At 63.3% G+C, this 19,440-nt stretch carries 20 protein-coding genes; 3 read left to right on the top strand and 17 right to left on the bottom strand.

The annotated features are described in order from the left end of the window. Positions 1-131 precede the first annotated feature (131 nt). The 11 genes from paaE to paaF form a co-directional block, all read right to left on the bottom strand. On the bottom strand, positions 132-1,208 hold the full coding sequence (gene paaE / locus F6X62_RS12360; RefSeq protein ID WP_153773670.1) for a 1,2-phenylacetyl-CoA epoxidase subunit PaaE: 1,077 nt from the start codon (positions 1,206-1,208) through the stop codon (positions 132-134). A gap of 15 nt (positions 1,209-1,223) precedes the next feature. Beyond that, positions 1,224-1,757 carry a 1,2-phenylacetyl-CoA epoxidase subunit PaaD gene (paaD, locus tag F6X62_RS12355; protein ID WP_054893411.1) on the bottom strand — a complete coding sequence of 178 codons (534 nt, stop codon included), beginning with the start codon at positions 1,755-1,757 and terminating at the stop codon, positions 1,224-1,226. Continuing rightward, positions 1,744-2,502, bottom strand: coding sequence for a 1,2-phenylacetyl-CoA epoxidase subunit PaaC (paaC, locus tag F6X62_RS12350; RefSeq protein ID WP_153773669.1), 759 nt, complete (start codon positions 2,500-2,502; stop codon positions 1,744-1,746). The genes paaD and paaC overlap by 14 nt, the downstream gene beginning before the upstream one ends. A gap of 8 nt (positions 2,503-2,510) precedes the next feature. Continuing rightward, positions 2,511-2,792: a 1,2-phenylacetyl-CoA epoxidase subunit PaaB gene (gene paaB / locus F6X62_RS12345; RefSeq protein WP_153773668.1), complete on the bottom strand. Its 282-nt coding sequence runs from the start codon at positions 2,790-2,792 to the stop codon at positions 2,511-2,513. A gap of 26 nt (positions 2,793-2,818) precedes the next feature. Further along, positions 2,819-3,808, bottom strand: coding sequence for a 1,2-phenylacetyl-CoA epoxidase subunit PaaA (paaA, locus tag F6X62_RS12340; RefSeq protein ID WP_153773667.1), 990 nt, complete (start codon positions 3,806-3,808; stop codon positions 2,819-2,821). A gap of 224 nt (positions 3,809-4,032) precedes the next feature. Beyond that, positions 4,033-5,352, bottom strand: coding sequence for a phenylacetate--CoA ligase PaaK (gene paaK / locus F6X62_RS12335; RefSeq protein WP_112898306.1), 1,320 nt, complete (start codon positions 5,350-5,352; stop codon positions 4,033-4,035). A 111-nt stretch (positions 5,353-5,463) separates the two neighbouring features. Beyond that, a complete protein-coding gene (pcaF, locus tag F6X62_RS12330; protein WP_153773666.1) occupies positions 5,464-6,684 on the bottom strand; it encodes a 3-oxoadipyl-CoA thiolase in 1,221 nt (406 codons plus the stop codon). Then, the gene (gene paaI, locus F6X62_RS12325; RefSeq protein WP_063544946.1) at positions 6,677-7,132 is read right to left on the bottom strand and encodes a hydroxyphenylacetyl-CoA thioesterase PaaI; all 456 of its coding nucleotides are present in this window, start codon (positions 7,130-7,132) and stop codon (positions 6,677-6,679) included. The genes pcaF and paaI overlap by 8 nt, the downstream gene beginning before the upstream one ends. Further along, positions 7,125-8,642 (bottom strand): 3-hydroxyacyl-CoA dehydrogenase PaaH, encoded by a 1,518-nt coding sequence (gene paaH, locus F6X62_RS12320; protein ID WP_153773665.1) that lies wholly within the window; start codon positions 8,640-8,642, stop codon positions 7,125-7,127. The genes paaI and paaH overlap by 8 nt, the downstream gene beginning before the upstream one ends. A 1-nt stretch (position 8,643) precedes the next feature. Then, positions 8,644-9,435 (bottom strand): 2-(1,2-epoxy-1,2-dihydrophenyl)acetyl-CoA isomerase PaaG, encoded by a 792-nt coding sequence (gene paaG, locus F6X62_RS12315; RefSeq protein ID WP_153773664.1) that lies wholly within the window; start codon positions 9,433-9,435, stop codon positions 8,644-8,646. A gap of 37 nt (positions 9,436-9,472) precedes the next feature. Then, positions 9,473-10,246, bottom strand: coding sequence for a 2,3-dehydroadipyl-CoA hydratase PaaF (gene paaF / locus F6X62_RS12310; RefSeq protein WP_153773663.1), 774 nt, complete (start codon positions 10,244-10,246; stop codon positions 9,473-9,475). A 304-nt stretch (positions 10,247-10,550) separates the two neighbouring features. Between paaF and paaY the strand changes: the two genes are divergently transcribed. Together paaY and paaX are read left to right on the top strand one after the other, a co-directional pair. After that, positions 10,551-11,150: a phenylacetic acid degradation protein PaaY gene (gene paaY, locus F6X62_RS12305; RefSeq protein ID WP_063544942.1), complete on the top strand. Its 600-nt coding sequence runs from the start codon at positions 10,551-10,553 to the stop codon at positions 11,148-11,150. Between the two features lie 77 nt (positions 11,151-11,227). After that, positions 11,228-12,151: a phenylacetic acid degradation operon negative regulatory protein PaaX gene (gene paaX, locus F6X62_RS12300; RefSeq protein WP_178117547.1), complete on the top strand. Its 924-nt coding sequence runs from the start codon at positions 11,228-11,230 to the stop codon at positions 12,149-12,151. A 113-nt stretch (positions 12,152-12,264) separates the two neighbouring features. Here paaX and F6X62_RS12295 read toward each other — a convergent pair whose 3' ends face one another. Then, a complete protein-coding gene (locus F6X62_RS12295) occupies positions 12,265-13,119 on the bottom strand; it encodes an NmrA family NAD(P)-binding protein (protein ID WP_153773661.1) in 855 nt (284 codons plus the stop codon). Positions 13,120-13,238: 119 nt separating this feature from the next. Here F6X62_RS12295 and F6X62_RS12290 point away from each other — a divergent pair, with 119 nt between their 5' ends. Then, a complete protein-coding gene (locus tag F6X62_RS12290) occupies positions 13,239-14,150 on the top strand; it encodes a LysR family transcriptional regulator (RefSeq protein ID WP_153773660.1) in 912 nt (303 codons plus the stop codon). A gap of 135 nt (positions 14,151-14,285) precedes the next feature. On the opposite strand, the gene F6X62_RS12285 is transcribed toward F6X62_RS12290, so the two are convergent. The 5 genes from F6X62_RS12285 to F6X62_RS12265 form a co-directional block, all read right to left on the bottom strand. Further along, on the bottom strand, positions 14,286-14,900 hold the full coding sequence (locus tag F6X62_RS12285; RefSeq protein ID WP_153773659.1) for a trans-aconitate 2-methyltransferase: 615 nt from the start codon (positions 14,898-14,900) through the stop codon (positions 14,286-14,288). A gap of 370 nt (positions 14,901-15,270) precedes the next feature. Then, positions 15,271-16,290 carry a transketolase family protein gene (locus F6X62_RS12280; protein ID WP_153773658.1) on the bottom strand — a complete coding sequence of 340 codons (1,020 nt, stop codon included), beginning with the start codon at positions 16,288-16,290 and terminating at the stop codon, positions 15,271-15,273. Beyond that, positions 16,290-17,135: a transketolase gene (locus F6X62_RS12275; protein ID WP_063544917.1), complete on the bottom strand. Its 846-nt coding sequence runs from the start codon at positions 17,133-17,135 to the stop codon at positions 16,290-16,292. The genes F6X62_RS12280 and F6X62_RS12275 overlap by 1 nt, the downstream gene beginning before the upstream one ends. A 17-nt stretch (positions 17,136-17,152) precedes the next feature. Then, complete coding sequence (locus F6X62_RS12270; protein ID WP_153773657.1) at positions 17,153-18,451, bottom strand: MFS transporter; 1,299 nt, start codon at positions 18,449-18,451, stop codon at positions 17,153-17,155. A gap of 99 nt (positions 18,452-18,550) precedes the next feature. Beyond that, complete coding sequence (locus tag F6X62_RS12265) at positions 18,551-19,300, bottom strand: SDR family NAD(P)-dependent oxidoreductase (RefSeq protein ID WP_153773656.1); 750 nt, start codon at positions 19,298-19,300, stop codon at positions 18,551-18,553. Positions 19,301-19,440: the final 140 nt, after the last annotated feature.

Raw genomic sequence — 19,440 nt, 5'->3', positions numbered from 1 at the left:
CCAGTTCCTGCGGGAGCAGGCTTGTCCCTTTAAAGTCCAGCCCAGTCCCTGTTGGGGGCAGGCTTGTCCCTTTAAAGTCCAGCCCAATCCCTGTGGGAGCGGGCTTGTCCCGCGATGAGGGCGCCGCGGTCTCAAAGTTGATCGAAATCCAGCACCACGCGGTCGCTCAGCGGATACGTCTGGCACGACAGCACATACCCCGCCGCCACCTCGTAATCCTCCAGCGCATGGTTGCTGTCCATTTCCACCTCGCCCTCGATCACCCGGCACTTGCAGGTCGAGCACACGCCGGCCTTGCACGAATAGGGCAGCTCGGCGCCAATGGCGTTGCCGGCATCGAGAATGTTCTGACTGTTGCGCGGCAGGTCGAAGGCCAGGGCACGGCCATCGCTGATCACGGTGATATGGCTCAGCGCCGAGTCCAGTTGGTGCGCCGCCTCGCGGGCTTCGCGCCTAGCCTCGTTGCCAGCGGCGGCAAACAGTTCGAAATGGATGCGTTCGCGCGGCACGCCGTTGTCTTCGAGGCTGGCCCGCACGGTTTCGGTCATCGCCTGCGGCCCGCAGATAAAGGCGGCATCGAGGGCTTGCACGTCGAGCCAGCGAGAGAACAACTGGCCGCACTTGTCAGCATCGATTCGGCCGTTGTACAGGTCGACATCCTGCTGTTCGCGGCTGAACACGAAAATCAGGTTCAGGCGGTCCAGGTAACGGTTCTTCAGGTCTTCCAGGCGATCGCGAAACAGTGCGCTGTTGCTGGCGCGGTTGCCGTACAACAGGGTGAAGCGGCTGTTGGGCTCGCAGGCCAGGGTGGTGGCGATGATCGACAGGATCGGGGTGATACCGCTGCCGGCGGCGACCCCCAGGTAATGGCCATGGCGTTCGGCCTGCAGTGGAACGAAGAAGCTGCCGCTGGGCGGCATCACGTCCAGTTGCTGGCCGACCGCGAGCACATCGTTGGCGAATGCCGAGAAACGCCCGCCCGGCACGCGCTTGACCGCTACGCGCAGCTCGCCGTCCTGCACGGCACTGCAAATCGAGTAGGAGCGGCGCACTTCCTCATCGTCGAGAAAGGTGCGCATCACCAGGTACTGGCCCTGGGTGAAGCGGAACGCGTCCTGCAGATGGGCGGGCACGTCGAAGGCGATCGACACGGCGTCGCGTGTCTCGTGACGCACTTGCTTGATGGTCAGGCTGTGAAACTGGCTCATGGTCGTCTCCACGGCTCAAATGCATTTGAAATAGTCGAACGGCTCCAGGCACTCGCGGCAGCGATAAAGCGCCTTGCAGGCCGTGGAACCGAACTGGCTGAGCAGTTCGGTGTGGGCGCTGCCGCATTGCGGACAGCACACCTGGGGGGCTTCGCCGAGCAGGCTGCGCTTGCTGGCACTGCCCTGTGGCGGGGCGATGCCATAGACACGCAAGCGTTCGCGGCCTTGATCGCTGATCCAGTCGGTGCTCCAGGCCGGGGTCAAGCGGCGTTCCAGCGCTGGCTGGGCAAAACCGGCCTGTTCCAGGGCCTGGCGGATATCCCCCTCGATCACCTCGGTGGCCGGGCAGCCGGAGTAGGTAGGGGTCACCACCAGGTGCAGATGGCCGGCGCGCCAATCCAGGTCGCGCACGATTCCCAGGTCTACCACGCTGACCACCGGCACTTCCGGGTCCATGACCTGCTCCAGCACCGCCCAGGCCCGAGCCAGGTCGCCCTCGCGCAGGCTGCGGGCGCCCCGGTCGCCAGCGATCAGCTCACCAGATCGCATCGGGGTAGGCCCGTGGCAGGAACTGCATCTCGGCCAGCAGCAGGCCCAGGTGTTCGGTGTGCAAGCCCTTGCGACCACTCAGGTAGAAATGACTGGCGGGCGTGGGTTGCGGGAGCTCGACCGAGGCGAAGATGGCGCTGACCTGGGCGAGCCAGGCTTGCCCAACTTGTCCCGGGTCGGCGGCAATACCCGCGGCGGCCAGGCGCGTCTCGCTTTCACTGCCCTGGCTCAGCTCCACGGTGAAACGCCACAGTGCCGGGATTGCCGCGAGCATGCGGCGACGGCTTTCGTCGGTGCCGCCGCCCAGGCGCTGCACCCACTCACCGGAGCGGCGCAGGTGATAGGTGACCTCCTTGAGCGCTTTGGCCGCGATGCCGGCGATGCGCGGATCGCTGGAGGCGCACAGGCCTTGGAGCATCGCCAGGTGCCAGGCGTCGTAGAGGAACTGCTTGGTCATGGTCACGGCAAAGTCGCCGTTGGGTTGCTCGACCAGCAGCAGGTTGTGGAAGGCGCGTTCGTCGCGGCGAAACGCCAGGGCGTCGGCATCGCGACCGTCGTCGAGCAGTTCGGCGGCGTACTCCAGCCAGTTGCGCGCCTGGCCGATCAGGTCGAGGCCGACATTCATCAGGGCCAGCTCTTCTTCCAGTGCCGGGGCGTGGCCACACCATTGGCACAGGCGCTGGCCCTGGATCAGGGCGCTGTCGCCGAGCAGCAAGAGGTAGGGGATCAGATCGTCATTGTGCATGGCGGGCCTCACATGTGTCCGACTTCGTCAGGCAGCTCATAGAAGCTGGCATGGCGGTAGACCTTGTCGTCCGAAGGGGCGAACAGCGGGTCTTTTTCATCAGGCGAGGAGGCGGTGATCAGCGCCGAGGACACCACCCACAGGCTCACGCCTTCACTGCGCCGGGTGTACAGCTCACGGGCGTTCTCGATGGCCATGGCCGCGTCGGCGGCATGCACGCTGCCCACGTGCTTGTGGTTCAGGCCGTGCTTGCTGCGCACGAATACTTCGTAGAGGGTCCAGACAGACATGTTCGATCTCCGCATCGGTCGCCGCTTCAGGCGGCGTTCTTGTTCTGTTGCTTGCGCGCATAGGCCACGGCGGCCTCGCGTACCCAGGCCCCGTCTTCGATGGCCTGGCGACGGGTGGCGACCCGCTCCTGGTTGCAGGGGCCGTTGCCCTTGATCACTTCGTAGAATTCGTCCCACTGGATTTCACCGAAGTCGTAGTGACCGCGCTCGGCGTTCCACTTCAGTTCCGGGTCCGGGGCGGTGCAACCGAGCAACTCGAGCTGCGGCACGGTCTGGTCGATGAAGCGCTGGCGCAGTTCGTCGTTGGTCTGGCGCTTGATCTTCCAGGCCATCGATTGGGCGCTGTTGGGGGAGTGTTCGTCGCTGGGGCCGAACATCATCAGCGACGGCCACCACAGGCGATTGATTGCGTCCTGGACCATGTCCTTCTGCGCCTGGGTGCCGTGGCGCATCATGGTCAGCAGCAGCTCGTAGCCCTGGCGCTGATGAAAACTCTCTTCCTTACAGATACGGATCATCGCGCGCGAGTAGGGGCCGTAGGAGGTGCGTTGCAGTACCACCTGGTTGACGATCGCCGCGCCGTCGACCAGCCAGCCCACCGCGCCCATGTCGGCCCAGCTCAGGGTCGGGTAGTTGAAGATGCTCGAGTACTTGGCCTTGCCGCTGTGCAGCTTGGCGATCTCTTCGTCGCGGTCGGCGCCGAGGGTTTCCATGGCGCTGTACAGGTACAGGCCATGGCCGGCTTCGTCCTGGATCTTGGCCATCAACTGCAGCTTGCGCTTGAGGCTCGGCGCGCGGGTGACCCAGTTGCTCTCGGGAAGCATGCCGACGATTTCCGAATGGGCGTGCTGGGAGATCTGCCGGATCAGGGTCTGGCGATAGGCCTCGGGCATCCAGTTTTTCGGTTCGATCTTGATCTCGGCGTCGATCTTCTCCTGGAAGTGGCGCTCTTCGGGCGACATCTCTTCCAGTGACTTGACACGTTTGACGCCGGTTTCGACTAGCTGTGCGTACATGTTCGGACTCCCGCCGCAGGGGTGGTTGGGGCATGGAGTCTTTTATAAGCGATACGTGATCTAACATCAAACACAAAATCATGTATCAGATAAAATTGTGTATCACATTACGCCTCATCGTGGGGCTGTGGGAGCGGGCTCGTCCCGCGATAGGGCCGGCAAATCCGGCGCAAAAAAAAAGCCCCGGACCAGGCCGGGGCCGAAAAAGGCAGCCGAATCGAAAGTCAGCTGGCCAACCGTTTGTCGTAGACGTGGCAAGCCTTGCCCTCTGAGCGCTTCAGCGTTCCGCAGGGCTGCAGGCGAATCTGCGTGCTGATGCCGATGTAGGTCTTGATCTGCTTGCTCAGCTCACCCACAAGCGCCTTGCGCGTAGCGTCGTCCAGGTACTGGCTGTCGGCGCGCAACTCCACGTGCACTTCCACGCTGTCGAGATTGCCATTGCGATACAGATGGATCTCGTAAAGCTCGGAAAGCTGTTTTATTTTCAGCACCTGCTCTTCGATCTGCGTAGGGAACACGTTGACCCCGCGGATGATCAGCATGTCGTCGCTACGGCCGGTGATCTTGCCAATGCGCCGCATCGGCCGTGCCGTGCCGGGCAGCAGACGGGTCAGGTCGCGGGTGCGGTAGCGCACCATCGGCAGCGCCTCCTTGCTCAGCGAGGTGAACACCAGCTCGCCCAACTGCCCGTCCGGCAGGACCTCGCCTGACACCGGGTCGATGATCTCGGGGTAGAAATGGTCTTCCCAGATGGTCGGGCCGTCCTTGGTCTCGATGCACTCCATGGCCACGCCTGGCCCCATGATTTCCGACAGGCCATAGATATCCAGCGCGTTGATACCCAGGCGTTGCTCGATGGAGCGGCGCAGCTCGTCGGTCCAGGGCTCGGCACCGAAGATGCCCAGGCGCAACTTGAGGTCGTTGGGGTCGATGCCCTGGCGTTCGATCTCGTCGGCCAGGTTGAGCATGTACGAGGGCGTGACCATGATGATGTCGGGCTGGAAGTCGCGGATCAGTTGCACCTGCTTCTCGGTCTGACCGCCGGACATGGGGATCACCGTGCAGCCCAGGCGCTCGGCGCCATAGTGAGCGCCCAGGCCACCGGTGAACAGGCCGTAGCCATAGGAAACATGCACCTTGTCGCCCTTGCGTCCACCTGCGGCGCGGATCGAGCGGGCGACCACGTTGGCCCAGGTGTCGATGTCGTTCTGGGTGTACCCGACCACCGTAGGTTTGCCCGTGGTGCCGCTGGAGGCGTGCAGGCGCACCACTTCTTCCTGGGGGACGGCAAACATGCCGTAGGGGTAGTTGTCGCGCAGGTCGCTCTTGCCGGTGAAGGGGAAGCGCGACAGGTCCTCGAGCGACTTCAGGTCGTCCGGGTGGGCGCCGCAGGCGTCGAAGCGCTGACGGTACAGCGCCACCTTGTCGTAGGCGTGGCGCAGGCTCCAGCGCAGACGTTCGAGCTGGTGCTGGCGCAGCGCATCGACACTGGCAGTTTCCATGGGGTCAAGCAGGGCGCGTTCGGCATCGTGGTACATGTTCATGGCTTCACTCGAGTTGTTCTTGTACGCCGGCCCGTCGAGGGGCCGTGAGTGTCATGGTGGGCAGCATACTGCCCGTTGCAGCGTGGGTCGCGGTCCGTTGGTCGAAGTGCCTCAAAGGCGCTCGATCACCATGGCGATGCCCTGGCCGACGCCGATGCACATGGTGCACAGCGCGTAGCGGCCGCCGGTCAGCTCCAGCTCGTGCAGCGCGGTGGTGACCAGCCGCGCGCCGCTCATGCCCAGCGGATGCCCCAGGGCGATGGCGCCACCGTTGGGGTTGACCCGTGGATCGTCGTCGGCAACACCCAGCTCGCGCAGCACTGCCAGCCCTTGGGCGGCGAAGGCTTCGTTAAGCTCGATCACGTCCATGTCGGCCAGGGCAAGACCGGTCAGCTCCAGCACTTTGCGCGTCGCAGGCACCGGGCCGATGCCCATGATGCGCGGCGCGACACCTGCTGCGGCCATGCCGACGATTCGCCCGCGGGCCTTCAGGCCGTGGCGGCGGGCTGCGCTGCTGCTGGCCAGCAACAGTGCGCACGCACCGTCGTTGACCCCCGACGCGTTGCCGGCAGTGACGCTGCCACCTTCGCGAAACGGCGTGCCAAGGCGCGCCAGCTGCTCCAGGGTGGTGTCGCCGCGCGGGTGTTCGTCTTGCTCGACCAGCTTGGGCGGGCCCTTGCGCTGGGCGATCTCGACCGGGACGATTTCCCGCGCCAGGCGGCCATTGGTCTGGGCGGCGGCGGCCTTGTGCTGGCTGCACAAGGCAAAGGCATCCTGGTCGGCGCGCGAGATGCCGAACTGCTCGGCGACGTTCTCGGCGGTCTCGGGCATCGAGTCGATGCCGTATTGGGCTTTCATCAGGGGATTGACGAAGCGCCAGCCGATGGTGGTGTCGAACAGTTCCGCACTGCGGCCGAAGGCCTGTTCGGCCTTGCCCATGACGAAGGGCGCGCGGGACATGGATTCGACGCCGCCGGCCAGCATCAGCCCGGCCTCGCCACAGCGCAGGGCGCGGGCGGCGTTGCCGATGGCGTCCAGGCCGGAGCCGCACAGGCGGTTGAGGGTGGTGCCCGGCACCTCGACAGGCAGCCCGGCCAGCAGCGTGGCCATATGCGCAACGTTGCGATTGTCTTCGCCGGCCTGGTTGGCGCAGCCGAGGATCACATCGTCGATGGCGTGCCAGTCCAGTGTCGGGTGGCGGGCGATCAAGGCTTTGATCGGGATCGCCGCCAGGTCGTCGGCACGCACGCTGCTCAGGGCGCCGCCGTAGCGGCCGATGGGCGTGCGCACGGCGTCGATGATCAGGGCGTCGTTGAGGGTCGGTTCAGTCATCTTGCGTCTCCTGCGTCAGCACGCTGCCGCGCAACTTGTAGGACTTGCCATGGAACAGCGCCACCAGCTCGCCACGCTGGTTTTCCAGGCGCACGTCGTAGAGGCCGGTGCGGCTCTTGCGCACCAGCTCGTGGGCGGTGGCGGTCAACTGGTCGCCGAGCAGCGCCGGGGCCACATAATCGATGCTGCAGCCCAGGGCCACAGTGGCCTCGTCGTGGCTGTTGCAGGCAAAGGCGAACGCCGAATCGGCCAGGGCGAAGAGAAAGCCGCCGTGGCAGGTGCCGTGGCCCTGGATCATGTCGGCGCGTACGGTCATGCGCACGGCAGCGCTGCCGGGGCCGGCCTCGAGCAGTTCGATACCCATGCCTTGAGTCGCGCGGTCACGGGCGTACATGGCGTCGGCACAGGCGCGGGCCAGCGCTTCGGGCGTGCGAGGTGTGTCAGTCATGCAGGCGGCCTCCTTCGGCATGGGTGCGGCGCAGCAGCAGGGAAGGGCGATAGCGTTCTTCGCCGTAGGCCTGCTGCAGGTGTTCGAGGGTGTGCAACGTGTGGGCAAGGCCGATGCGTTCGGCCCAGGCCAGCGGCCCCAACGGATAATTGACCCCGGCGCACATGGCCAGATCGATGTCGGCCGCCGACGCGACACCTTGCAGCACGGCATCGGCGGCTTCGTTGGCGAGCATGGCCACCGTGCGCAGCACGGCCAGGCCCGGCAGGTCGGCCAGGGCGCTGACGTTGAAACCGGCACGCTGGAGCAGCGCGACAGCCTGATCGCGGGCTTCGATCGTGGTGTTCCTGGCCCAGGTAATCGCGATGCGTGTTGCGCTGCTGTAATCCAGGGCAAGGTCGATCAGGACCAGGTTCTGCAGGCCTTCGTCGCGGGCGCGCTGGCTGGCCAGGCGACCGTCGGACAGGGCCAGGGTGGCATCGCCAATGCGCAACAAGCCCTGGCCGGCGCGTCGGGTCAGTTCGACACCGCTGGCGCTCAGGCGCTGCAGCAGCGGCTGCATGACACCGAGGTCGCCCTTGACCACGCAGCGTGTAACTTCGGCAGAGCTGCGCAATTCGGCAGGCTGCGGGCGTTCGGCGCCTTCGCGGTAGTCATAGAAACCTTGGCCGCTCTTGCGCCCCAGGCGCCCGGCGGCCACCAGTTCCTTTTGTACCTGCGAGGGCTGGAAGCGCAAATCCCCGTAATAGGCGTCGAACACCGAACAGGTGACGGCGTAGTTGACGTCATGGCCGATCAGGTCGGTGAGTTCGAACGCGCCCATGCGGAACCCGCCAGCCTCGCGCAACAGCGCGTCGAGGCTGGCGCAATCGGCGGCACCTTCCTGCAGCAGGCGCAGGCTCTCGGCATAGAACGGACGGGCCACGCGGTTGACGATGAAACCGGGGGTGGAGCGTGCATGCACGGGCTGCTTGCCCCAGGCCTTGGCGGTGTCGTACAGCGTATCGGCCACCGCCGGTTCGGTCGCAAGCCCCGACACGACCTCGACCAACGCCATCAAGGGGGCAGGATTGAAGAAATGCATGCCGATCACGCGCTCGGGTCGGGCCAGCCCCGCTGCCAGGCGGGTAATCGACAACGACGACGTATTGCTGGCGAGGATGCAGGTTTCAGCGCAGAGGGCTTCAAGCTGACGCAGCAGTTGCTGCTTGATATCGAGGTCTTCCACGATCGCCTCGATCACCAGCGTCGCATCGGCCAGGGCCTTGAGCGACTCGGCAGGCTGCAGGCGGGCGACGGTCGACTCGCGCTCGCAGGCGTTCAGCTTGCCTTTGTCCACCAGGCGCGCCAATTGCCGGGCGATGCCGTCGATGGCCTGCGCTGCGGCGCCCGGGCGATTGTCATAAAGCCGGACCGCATGCCCGGCCTGGGCTGCAACCTGGGCAATGCCGGCCCCCATGGCGCCAGCGCCGATCACCGCAACCTGAGCTTCAATGTGCAGGGCACTCATCTCAGCACCCCTTGAACACGGGCGTACGCTTTTCCATGAAGGCGCTGACGCCTTCGCGGTAGTCGTCGCTGCGCCCGGCCAGGCGTTGCAGGTCGCGCTCGAGCGTCAGTTGCTGGTCGAAACTGTTGTCGAAGCTTGCGTTGAGGCTGCGCTTGATCAGCGCCAGGCCGTAGGTGGGCTGAGCGGCCAGGTGCCGGGCCAGGCGCAGTGCTTCGTCGCGCAACTCGGTGTCGTCGACCACGCGGTGAATCAGCCCCCATTGCTCGGCCTGTTCGGCGCTCAGGCGCTCGCCCAGCATCGCCAGGGCCTTCGCGCGGGCCATGCCGACCAGGCGCGGCAGCAGCCAGGTGCCGCCAGAGTCCGGGATCAGCCCGATGCGGCAGAACGCCTGGATGAAGCTGGCCGAGCGGGCGGCCAGCACCAGGTCGCAAGCCAGGGGAATATTGGTCCCGGCGCCGGCAGCCACGCCGTTGACCGCACAGATCACCGGCATCGGCAAGTCGCGCAGGCTACGGATCAGCGGGTTGTAGAACTGCTCGATCGACAGGCCCAGGTCGGGCCGCTCGGCACCGGGCGCAACGTTGCGGTCGGAGAGGTCCTGGCCGGCGCAGAAACCGCGGCCTTCCCCGGTCAGCAGCAGGACCCGCGCCTGTTCGCTCTGGCGTACCTGCTTGAGAGCCTCGCGCACCTCCTGGTGCATGGCGGTATTGAAGCTGTTGAGTTGCTCGGGGCGGTTGAGCGAGAGGAGGGCGATGCCGTCCTCGATGGAAAACAGGATGTGCTGGAAGCTCATGGCAAGCGCGCTCCGTCAGTCGGTGGAATCGGGTGGGTCAGCGGCCGATGAAGCTGGCCGGGCGTTTTTCCTGGAAAGCGCGGATGCCCTCGGCGCGGTCGGCCGTGCCGGCCAGCAGGGTGAAGGCATGTCGCTCGAAGCGCAGGCCGCTGGCGAGGTCGGTATCCTGGGCCTTGAGTAGCGCTTCTTTGGCCAGGCGCACGGCCAGGGGCGCCTTTTGCGCGATGCTGCAAGCGACCTGCAGGGCGCGTTCAACGGTCAATTCGGGCTGGGTCATTTCGCTGATCAGCCCGGCTTGCAGGGCACGGCGGGCATCAAGGGTTTCACCGGTGAGCACCAGCTGCATCGCCAGTGGCTTGCCAACTGCGCGAAGCAGGCGCTGGGTGCCGCCGGCGCCGGGAATGATGCCGAGGTTGATCTCTGGCTGGCCGAAGCGTGCCTCGGACCCGGCGATAACGATATCAGCGCACATCACCAGCTCGCAGCCGCCGCCGAGGGCGAAACCGTTGACGGCGGCGATCAGAGGCTTGGGAAAAGCGGCGATGCGCTGCCAGTGGGCGACACGGGGATCGTTGAGGATGCCAACCAGTTCGCGCTCGGCCATCTCGTTGATGTCCGCGCCTGCTGCAAAGGCCTTGCGATTGCCGGTGATGACCACCGCACGGGTGTGCTCGTCATGGCCGGCAGCGTCGAGTTCGTCGGCGAGCTCTGCCAGCAGCTCAGTATTCAGGGCGTTGAGGGCTTGCGGGCGGTGCAGGGTGATCAGGCGGACACCGTCCGCCGGGGCCTGCACAACGAGGTTGCTTGGCATGGTGGTACCTCAGGCTGCACGTTTGGCGCCGGTCAGGGCCGGCCAGTTCTTGGAGTCGGTTGCAGTGGTGGCGCAAGTATAGGCGCAAAGCGATACGAAATATCAACATCAAAATTAACATGATGTATCTAAATCTTGAGTGCTGATCGCCGGGATCGCTGAAACCCCTTGTGCGCATAGGTTCCGGGCAACCAGTTGATGAGAGGGAGGATTAAAGAAAGCGATACAGCAATTTCGAAATTGACTGATCTATTTGAAGTGATACATGATCCTTGGCCTTAATGAATCACATTGAGTCGCTCCCATGCCCTGCTATCGCCTCGACGGCTTGACCCCAGTGGTCCATCCCACCGCCTACGTCCACCCCAGTGCCGTCCTGATCGGCGATGTGATCGTCGGCCCCGGCTGTTATGTCGGGCCTCTCGCTGCGTTGCGGGGCGACTTTGGGCGCATCGTCCTGGAGGAGGGCGCCAATCTGCAGGACACCTGCGTGATGCATGGCTTTCCGGGCGGCGACACGGTCATCGAGCGCAACGGTCATGTTGGGCATGGCGCGGTGCTGCACGGGTGCCGAGTAGGGGCGGATGCGCTTGTGGGCATGAATGCGGTGGTGATGGATGGTGCGCATATCGCGCCACGCTGCATCGTGGCGGCCACGGCATTCGTCAAGGCGGGGTTCACCTGCGAGGCGCAGAGCCTGGTGGTGGGCTCGCCGGCCCAGGCCAAGCGTACGCTAAGCGATGAGGAGGTCGCCTGGAAGCAGCGCGGCACGCAGGAGTACCAGGCGCTCGCCAGACGCTGCATGGCGTCGATGGTGGAGTGTTCACCGCTGAGTGCGGTCGAGCCCGCACGCCCGCGCATGGGCGATACCGGCCTGCGGCCGAAGACGGGGCATGGCGCATGAGCATTGCCGTGTCGCGCCATGGCCAGGCGGGGCGGGGTAAAGGTATAGTCGGGGCTTTCTCCGCGCCCAGTTCCCCCATGAGCAGCCTCGCACCCCTGAATCACCTGATCACCCGCTTCCAGGAGCAGACGCCAATCCGCGCCAGCTCGCTGATCATCACGCTGTATGGCGATGCCGTCGAGCCCCACGGTGGCACGGTGTGGCTGGGTAGCCTGATCGGTTTGCTGGAGCCCTTCGGCATTAACGAGCGACTGATTCGCACGTCGATCTTCCGCCTGACAAAAGAAGGCTGGCTGACCGCTGAAAAGGTTGGTCGCCGTAGCTACTACAGCCTGACCGGCACCGGCCGACGGCGTTTCGAGAAGGCATTCAAACGGGTCTACAGTGCCAGCCTGCCAGCCTGGGACGGCGCCTGGACGCTGGTGCTGCTCTCGCAGTTGGACGTAGCCAAGCGCAAGTCGGTACGTGAAGAGCTGGAGTGGCAAGGATTCGGAGCCATCGCCCCTAACGTGATGGGTTGCCCGCGTGCTGATCGTGCGGATCTGGCGGCGACCCTGCGCGAGCTGGAGGCCGAGGAAGACAGTATCGTCTTCGAGACCCATGCCCAGGAAATTCTCGCCTCCAAGGCCATGCGCGCGCAGGTCAGGGAGAGCTGGGGGATCGACGAGCTGGGCCAGCATTACAGCGAGTTCATTCGCCTGTTCCGTCCGCTGTGGCAGGCACTGCGCGAACAGGAAACGCTGGAGGCGCAGGATTGCTTCCTGGCGCGCACCTTGCTGATCCACGAATACCGGCGTTTGCTGTTGCGCGATCCGCAGTTGCCCGATGAACTGCTGCCCGGTGACTGGGAGGGCCGTGCAGCGCGCCAGTTGTGCCGCAACCTCTATCGCCTGGTGTCGCCCAAGGCTGAAGCCTGGCTCAATGACATGCTGGAGACGGCGGACGGACCGCTGCCGGATGCCAGCGAGAGTTTCTACCGTCGATTTGGTGGTTTGAGCTGAAGCATACGTGGTACGTATCACGGTATGTTATGGCGACTGAGGTCGACCATACTTCTATGGCCACCCCTGAAAGCTGAAGCGCCCTGCAGGGCGCGCCAGCCAAAGAGTCGTGCTCAACTCCGCTCGACCAACCCCGCCAATACCGTCTGCAGATCGGTGCGCGCCTGGCGCGGCGTTCCTTCAAAGTCGATCCAGCCCGCATTGAAGCCATCGAGCATTTGCATGCGCGGTACCGGATTCTCCATCCCTTGCTCAAGGAATAGTGCCTCCCAGCTATCGCGCGGAACTGCTTGCGCCTTCACTTCACGCCCGAGCACCTGGCCAAGCGTGGCAGCGAGCTGCAGCGGGGAGATCGCTTGCGGGCCGGTCAGCTCCACCACCCGCACGCCCTCCCAAGGCTCCTGCAGCAACTGCGCTGCAACGCGCCCGACATCGGCCGTGGCGACCATGTGCACCGGCTTGTCCAGCGGTTGCAGGAAGCTGTACAGGACGCCATGTTCCCGAGCAGGGGCAATGTCCCACAGGCTGTTCTCCATGAACCAGGCAGCGCGCAGAAACGTTATCGGCATGGGCAGCTGCCCCAGCACATGTTCCATTTCACCCAGCTGCGATAGCAGGTTAGGGTGGCTGGCCTGCGCGCCAACGGTGGAGAGGCACACTACGCGTTCCGGTTGGCTGGCCAGCAGTGCTGCGTGCAGGTTGGCGAGTATCGCGCGGGTTTCGGGGAAATCAGGGCGAGGGTCGAAGTTCGGCGGCAGCAGCACGAACACAGCGGTGGCGCCTTGGAACGCACGAGTCAGGGCGACACGGTCCCGCATGTCGGCTACCGCGACGCTGCACCCCTGGGCCTGCCAGGTTTCGCCCTTGGCGGCATCGCGCACCACAGCGCGCACCTCCTTGCCTGCGGCCAGCAGGTTGCGCGCCAGGGCGCTGGCGACTTGGCCGGTGATGCCAGTGATAACGTACATGGTATGTAACTCCTGAGTGGGAGGCGGCACAGCGCCGCGTTCGGGAGCCAGTCTGTGGTGCGTCGATTGATTAATCGATAACATGAAGCTCATTTCAATAATGACTGATTGGCATCAATATGAGTTTCGATGAGCGCAGCCTCAGTGGCATGAGTGTGTTCGTCGCCATCGTCGACAGTGGCAGCTTTGCCGCTGCAGGCGAGGTGATGGACATGTCCCAGCCAGGTGTCAGCCGGGCGTTGGCGCGCCTGGAGAAACGCCTGGGGATTCGCTTGTTTGACCGCACCACACGCTCGGTCACTCTGACCGACGAGGGGCGCCGCCTGTACGAACAGGTGGTGCCGTTGCTGGCAGCGCTGGACGAGGCGGCCAGCTCGGTGACCGAGGGGGCAGGGGTGGTCAGGGGGCGGCTGCGGGTCAATGTCGATCCGTTTTTCGCTCGCCTGATACTTGGGCCGCGCCTGGGCGGGTTACTCGAGGCGCACCCACAACTGAACCTGGAACTGATCACTCGCGATCGCCTGGGCGACATGGTCGCCGAAGGTTTCGATCTGGCCGTGCGTTTCGGCGAGCCCCGTACGTCCAGCCTGGTGGCGCGCAGGCTGCTGGACACTCGCATCCTCACCGTGGCTGCACCGGCCTACCTCAAGCGTTTTGGCCGCCCGGCACAGCCGCAGGCCCTCAGCGAACATCGCTGCATCCAGTTCCGCGATCCGCAGAGTGGTCAGCCTTTTGCCTGGGAGTTTCACCGCGGTGCCGAGCGCCTGACCGTGGACACGCGCGGGCAATTGCTGGTCAACGATGTGGGCAGTCTGCACAGCACCTGCCTTGCCGGCTACGGAGTTGCGCAGGTGATGGCTTTGGGTAGCGAGCAGCTACTGGCCGAGGGCCGCCTGGTCGAGCTGTTCGACGACTGGCCGGACGAGCGTTTTCCGCTGTATGCACTGTACCCTTCGCGGCATCACCCGCCGGCCAAGGTGCGCGCATTTCTCGACTTCGTCCTGGAGTTGCTCAATGCACCTCAGGTGTGAGGGCAGGGCGTAGCTAAGTGCGCGTGAGCTTGTCGGCTTGCGTGCTGTCGGCGAGGGATCTGGGGGCGGACATAATGCGTGGTAAGCATAACTCAACTAAATAACTATTTAGCGTAGCTATAATTTAGATGCCTATTAATCAGACAGGCGACGCCCAAGCCAAACCGTCTGGCCACCGCATTCCGCGTCCTCTGCGATGTGCTCCAGCAGCTCAAAGTCGTGGTTGGCAAGCAGTGCAGTGTATTCCTGAGGGTCGAGGCTCGCATGGTACAGCGTTTCACCCTCGAATACGCCCAAGGCTTCGCCATGAGAAGGCCCACTGGTGAACATCAGCAGCGCTCCAGGTGCGGCATGACGCTGAAATATCGGGAACATTTTGCGCTGATCGTCGGGCTTGAGATGAAAAAAGCTGTTCCAGGCGAGGATGGCCGCGAACTGGCGATCGAGCGCCAATGTGCGCATGTCCGCGTGAATCCATTCCTGCGTTGGAAATTGCGCGCTGCACAGTGCGAGCATCTGCTCAGACGAATCTACACCGATGACAGACGCGCCGGCGTCGATCAGATAACGTGCCACGGGTTGGCCGGAGCCGCAGCCCAGATCCAGAACGGTCGCAGACGGCGGTAGCAATGAACGGAAGCGTTCGATCCATTTGCGGTCGATGAAATGGTTGACGCGCAGATCGCTCCACGTAGCGGCGTGGCGGTCGTAGAGACTGATGATCTGATCTGCGGATGGATGGTGAGACATGAACTGGAGCATCCTTGATCGGCTTTGAAGGGTGAAGGCTCATGAGGGGCTTGCTGAGAGTCGAATGTACCTTGGGTGTGGCTCGTATGGGAAATACAGAAATACGCATAATGTATATTATGTTAAATTTAGTATTGTGAGAGTTGACCTCGATCAGTGTCCAATCCCACATACCTCCGGTCAAATCCCCACACCCCCCGTTTCCCAGAACTCCAAAAGCTTGGGTTTCATTCATAAGTACCACAGCTGCATTATGGGTCTGGCGAAAATGCTCAATTGGAGCTTTGCTCATGGCCTGTCGCTCGTTGACTGGCGCCGCAAAGACTTTGGGAACTCATTGGGGCCTCCATGCCCTCCTAGCCGAGCTATATCAAAGCCAGGCTTTGATCTGAGCACATACGGCGTCGGTCGATATGCCGTACCGATCATGCAATGTCGGCAAGGCACCGGCATCGAGAAACGCATCGGGCAGCGCGATCTGGCGGAACGTCGGCGTAACACCGCTGCGCAACAACAACCCGGCAACCGCCTCGCCCAAACCGCCGATAATGCTGCTGTTTTCGGCGGTGACCACCAGCCGCCCGGACTGCTTCGCTTCGGCCAGGATGGTGTGTTCATCCAGAGGCTTGATGGTCGGCACGTGCAATACAGCAGCGTCGACACCATCGGCCTGGAGCTTGTTGGCCGCTTCGAGCGAGCGCATGGTCATCAGCCCGGTGGAGATGATGAGCACGTCCCTGCCGGTGCGCAGGGTCTTGGCCTTGCCGATTTCGAATTTGTACCCGTATTCGTCAAGCACTACCGGTACGTTGCCGCGCAGCAGGCGCATGTAGACTGGCCCCTGGTGAGCAGCGATTGCCGGCACTGCCTGTTCGATCTCCACGGCGTCGCAGGGATCGACGATCATCAGGTTTGGCATCGCTCGGAAGATGGCGAGATCGTCAGTCGCCTGGTGGCTTGGGCCATAACCGGTAGTGAGCCCGGGCAGCCCACAGACGATCTTCACGTTCAAATTCTCCTCGGCGATTGCCATACAGATAAAATCGTAGGCGCGCCGCGAGGCAAACACGGCGTAGGTGGTGGCGAAGGGTACGAACCCCTCCCTTGCCATGCCCGCAGCCGCGCTCATCAACAGTTGCTCGGCCATGCCCATCTGGTAGAAGCGGTCCGGGTGCGCCTTGGCAAAAATATGCAGGTCGGTGTATTTGGACAAGTCTGCGGACAGCCCGACAATTTCAGGGCGCTGCTCAGCCAGCGCAGCCAGGGCATGGCCAAAGGGCGCCGAGCGGGTCGCTTGGCCCTCAGCGGCGATCGAGGCGATCATGGCCGAGGTGGTCAGGCGCTTCTTGGTTGGCTCGGCAGTCGAAGTAGAACTATTCGGCTTGCTCATCACTGTTTTCCTTCTTCGAGATTGTTGAGCGCCAACGCCCATTCATGTTCTTCCACGCGTATGAAGTGGGTCTTTTCCCGCGTTTCGAGGAACGGTACCCCCTTGCCCATCTTCGTATCGCAAATGATCACGCGCGGTTGCGCGCCTGTGTGATTGCGCGCCGCATCGAACGCTGCGACCAGGGCTTCGATGTCATTGCCATCGACTCGCTGGGTGAACCACCCAAACGCCTGCCAACGATCGACGATCGGTTCAAAAGAAAGAATTTCGCTGGAATAACCATCGGCCTGCTGGTTGTTCACATCGACGATGGCGATGAGGTTGTCGAGCTTCCAGTGAGAGGCCGACATGACGGCCTCCCAAGTGGAGCCTTCATTGAGCTCACCATCTGACAAGAGGTTGTAAACGAAAGAAGTCGATTGCTTGCGTTTGAGGCCCAGGCAAGCACCAACCGCAATACCCAACCCCTGCCCCAACGAACCGCCGGTGATTTCCATGCCCGGCGTATAAGCGGCCATGCCGGACATGGGCAGGCGGCTGTCGTCCGAACCATAGGTTTCCAACTCATCGAGCGGGACGATTCGGGCCTCGATCAAGGCGGCATACAGCGCAATGGCATAATGACCGATGGACAGATAGAAGCGGTCGCGCGGTTCCCAGTCAGGATCATCGGACCGATAGCTCAGTGCATGGAAGTAAGAGACTGCCAGCAGGTCCGCAGCGCCCAGGGCCTGCCCCACATAACCTTGACCTTGCACCTGCCCCATGCGCAACGCATGGCGACGGATATTGTGCGCGCGCTCGGCCAGGCTCAAGGCGGGCTTCAGCATAGTGTTCGTATTCATTACGTAGCTCCGTTAACTCAACGATTGACCGCTGCAGCGGGGATGCGCAGGACCAACGAGGCCCCCGCAAGCAGGACGGCTGTAATCAGATACATGCCGATGGCGCTGGACCCGGTCTGGGTAGTGATCCACCCAATCAGGTAGGGCGAGCAGAAGCCGGCCAGGTTGGCAAAGCTGTTGACGGCGGCGATGCCTGCGGCAGCGGACACACCGCCCAGAAGCGTGGTGGGCAGCATCCAGAACAGCGAGGTGGCCGAGAGGATTCCCGACGCAGCCAGGCACAAGCTGAGGATCGACAGTGTCACGTTGCCGCCCATCAATGCGGCCAGGCTGAGCCCGATGGCGCCGACAATCATCGGTATGATCAGATGCCATCGGCGCTCGCGGTGCTTGTCGCCGCTTCGACCGACCAGCAGCATCGCGGCAATGGCGCACAGGTAAGGCAGGCTGGACAGCATGCCGATGTGGAGCGGGTCAGATACACCGGCATTGCGCACCAAGGTCGGTAGCCAGAAGGTAATGGCGTACTGGCCCATGACCACACAGAAGTAGATGCCAGCCAGCAACCACAACCGACGGTCGCGGATGAATTCCCCCACCGAACCATGGCTGACTTTCTGTTGGTTGTCCTCGGCCAGTTCGCGGGTAACCAGGGCCTTTTCTTCGTCGTTCAGCCACGTGGCCTGGTGCACGCCGTCCTTGAGGTAAGCCAATACCAGCAGGCCAACCAGCACCGTCGGCACCGCTTCGAGCACAAACATCCACTGCCAACCGGCCCAACCGTGCACGCCGGCAAACTGGTTCATGATCCAACCGGAGAGAGGCCCGCCAACCATGCCCGACAGTGGAATGGCGATGAACCACAACACCGTCATCCGTGCCCGGCGATAGGAAGGGAACCAGTAGGTAAGGTACAGCAGCAGCCCTGGCGCAAGACCTGCCTCGGCGATACCTAGGAGGAATCGAAGGACGTAGAATTGCCACGCTGTTTCGACGAATGCGAACAGCGCGGAAATGATCCCCCAGGTGATCATGATGCGCGCGATCCATACCCGTGCGCCCACTTTGTGAAGGATGATGTTGCTGGGAACCTCGCAGAGAAAATAGCCAATGAAGAACATGCCCGCACCCAGGCCGTAGACTGTCTCGCTCAAGGCGAGATCGTTCATCATCTGCAGCTTGGCGAAACCGACATTGACGCGATCCAGATAGGCGCAGAGGTAGCAGAGCATCAGGAACGGCATCAGGCGCCAGGCGGTCTTGCGGTAGGCGGAGATACGCACGGTCGAAACCGCTTCGAGCGATAAGGTAGTCATGCTGGTCTGATCTCTTGTTGTTATTGGCAGCCAGGCCTGAAACTTGGCTGTCATTGATCCAGAACCGCGCGGGCCGGGGGCCGGCCCGCCCACGTGTACTCAGTGAATCAGCATCCCGCCGTTGACATCCAGGGTAATGCCGGTCAGGTAGGTAGAGAGGTCGCTGGCGAGGAACAGTGCAGCGTTGGCGACATCCTGGGCCTGGCCAAGGCGGCCCAGGGGGATGCCTTCGATGATCGCGTGGCGGCGCTCATCCTGCATCAGCCCACCGGTGATGTCTGTGTGGATCAAACCCGGTGCGATGGAGTTGACCCGCACGTTGTCCGGCCCCAGTTCACGCGCCATCGCCTTGGCAAGGCCCAGCACGCCGGCCTTTGCGGCACTGTAGTGCGGGCCGCCAAAAATGCCCCCGCCGCGCTGTGCAGAAACAGAGGACATGCATACGATGCTGCCGCTGCCTTGCTCACGCATTTGCGGGATCACCGCCTGCGACATCAGCAGCGTGCCCCGCAGGCTGACATCCAGCACCTTGTCATAATCAGCGCCACGGATATCCAAGGTCTTCAGCGGCTGGGTAATGCCGGCGTTATTGATCAACACGTCGATGCGGCCGAAATGTTCGACAACCGTGGCAACAGCGCGCTGAACCTGGGCCTCGTCAGCGACGTTCGCCGCCAGGCCCAGATGGCTTTCGCCCAGTGAGGCGGCAGCATCGCGGGCGGCAGATTCGTCAAGATCGAGGATTACCACGCGGGCACCTTGCTGAGCGAACGTTGCGGCCGTGGCACGGCCAATGCCTCGTGCGGACGCTGCGCCGGTGATGATCGCGACTTTACCTTGGAGAAGCATGTGTGAACCCTCTGTTTGTTGTTATGGGCCGATTCAGGAATCGTGGGTTCAGCTTGTGGCCCGCGAGCTACGTGAGCAATAACGTGAAAATCATCCGATGCTGAAAAAAATTCAGCCCTTCTGCGCTATCCTACGGGTTT

Origin of the sequence: Pseudomonas sp. MNR3A, assembly GCF_009650575.1 — a bacterium.
GTDB classification, from domain to species: domain Bacteria; phylum Pseudomonadota; class Gammaproteobacteria; order Pseudomonadales; family Pseudomonadaceae; genus Aquipseudomonas; species Aquipseudomonas machongensis.
The sequence above is the reverse complement of the archived record's forward strand: the minus strand, read 5'-3'. Positions and strand labels throughout refer to the sequence as shown.

What these genes read in the sequence shown, in the direction of transcription:
- paaA (WP_153773667.1), bottom strand. Translation starts at nt 3,808, where the DNA reads ATGTACGCACAGCTAGTCGAAACCGGCGTCAAACGTGTCAAGTCACTG.
- paaF (WP_153773663.1), bottom strand. Translation starts at nt 10,246, where the DNA reads ATGCCAAGCAACCTCGTTGTGCAGGCCCCGGCGGACGGTGTCCGCCTG.
- paaC (WP_153773669.1), bottom strand. Translation starts at nt 2,502, where the DNA reads ATGCACAATGACGATCTGATCCCCTACCTCTTGCTGCTCGGCGACAGC.
- paaI (WP_063544946.1), bottom strand. Translation starts at nt 7,132, where the DNA reads ATGACTGACACACCTCGCACGCCCGAAGCGCTGGCCCGCGCCTGTGCC.
- F6X62_RS12285 (WP_153773659.1), bottom strand. Translation starts at nt 14,900, where the DNA reads ATGTCTCACCATCCATCCGCAGATCAGATCATCAGTCTCTACGACCGC.
- F6X62_RS12275 (WP_063544917.1), bottom strand. Translation starts at nt 17,135, where the DNA reads ATGAATACGAACACTATGCTGAAGCCCGCCTTGAGCCTGGCCGAGCGC.
- paaH (WP_153773665.1), bottom strand. Translation starts at nt 8,642, where the DNA reads ATGAGTGCCCTGCACATTGAAGCTCAGGTTGCGGTGATCGGCGCTGGC.
- F6X62_RS12270 (WP_153773657.1), bottom strand. Translation starts at nt 18,451, where the DNA reads ATGACTACCTTATCGCTCGAAGCGGTTTCGACCGTGCGTATCTCCGCC.
- paaG (WP_153773664.1), bottom strand. Translation starts at nt 9,435, where the DNA reads ATGAGCTTCCAGCACATCCTGTTTTCCATCGAGGACGGCATCGCCCTC.
- F6X62_RS12290 (WP_153773660.1), top strand. Translation starts at nt 13,239, where the DNA reads ATGAGTTTCGATGAGCGCAGCCTCAGTGGCATGAGTGTGTTCGTCGCC.
- F6X62_RS12280 (WP_153773658.1), bottom strand. Translation starts at nt 16,290, where the DNA reads ATGAGCAAGCCGAATAGTTCTACTTCGACTGCCGAGCCAACCAAGAAG.
- F6X62_RS12265 (WP_153773656.1), bottom strand. Translation starts at nt 19,300, where the DNA reads ATGCTTCTCCAAGGTAAAGTCGCGATCATCACCGGCGCAGCGTCCGCA.
- paaY (WP_063544942.1), top strand. Translation starts at nt 10,551, where the DNA reads ATGCCCTGCTATCGCCTCGACGGCTTGACCCCAGTGGTCCATCCCACC.
- paaD (WP_054893411.1), bottom strand. Translation starts at nt 1,757, where the DNA reads ATGCGATCTGGTGAGCTGATCGCTGGCGACCGGGGCGCCCGCAGCCTG.
- F6X62_RS12295 (WP_153773661.1), bottom strand. Translation starts at nt 13,119, where the DNA reads ATGTACGTTATCACTGGCATCACCGGCCAAGTCGCCAGCGCCCTGGCG.
- paaB (WP_153773668.1), bottom strand. Translation starts at nt 2,792, where the DNA reads ATGTCTGTCTGGACCCTCTACGAAGTATTCGTGCGCAGCAAGCACGGC.
- paaX (WP_178117547.1), top strand. Translation starts at nt 11,228, where the DNA reads ATGAGCAGCCTCGCACCCCTGAATCACCTGATCACCCGCTTCCAGGAG.
- paaE (WP_153773670.1), bottom strand. Translation starts at nt 1,208, where the DNA reads ATGAGCCAGTTTCACAGCCTGACCATCAAGCAAGTGCGTCACGAGACA.
- pcaF (WP_153773666.1), bottom strand. Translation starts at nt 6,684, where the DNA reads ATGACTGAACCGACCCTCAACGACGCCCTGATCATCGACGCCGTGCGC.
- paaK (WP_112898306.1), bottom strand. Translation starts at nt 5,352, where the DNA reads ATGAACATGTACCACGATGCCGAACGCGCCCTGCTTGACCCCATGGAA.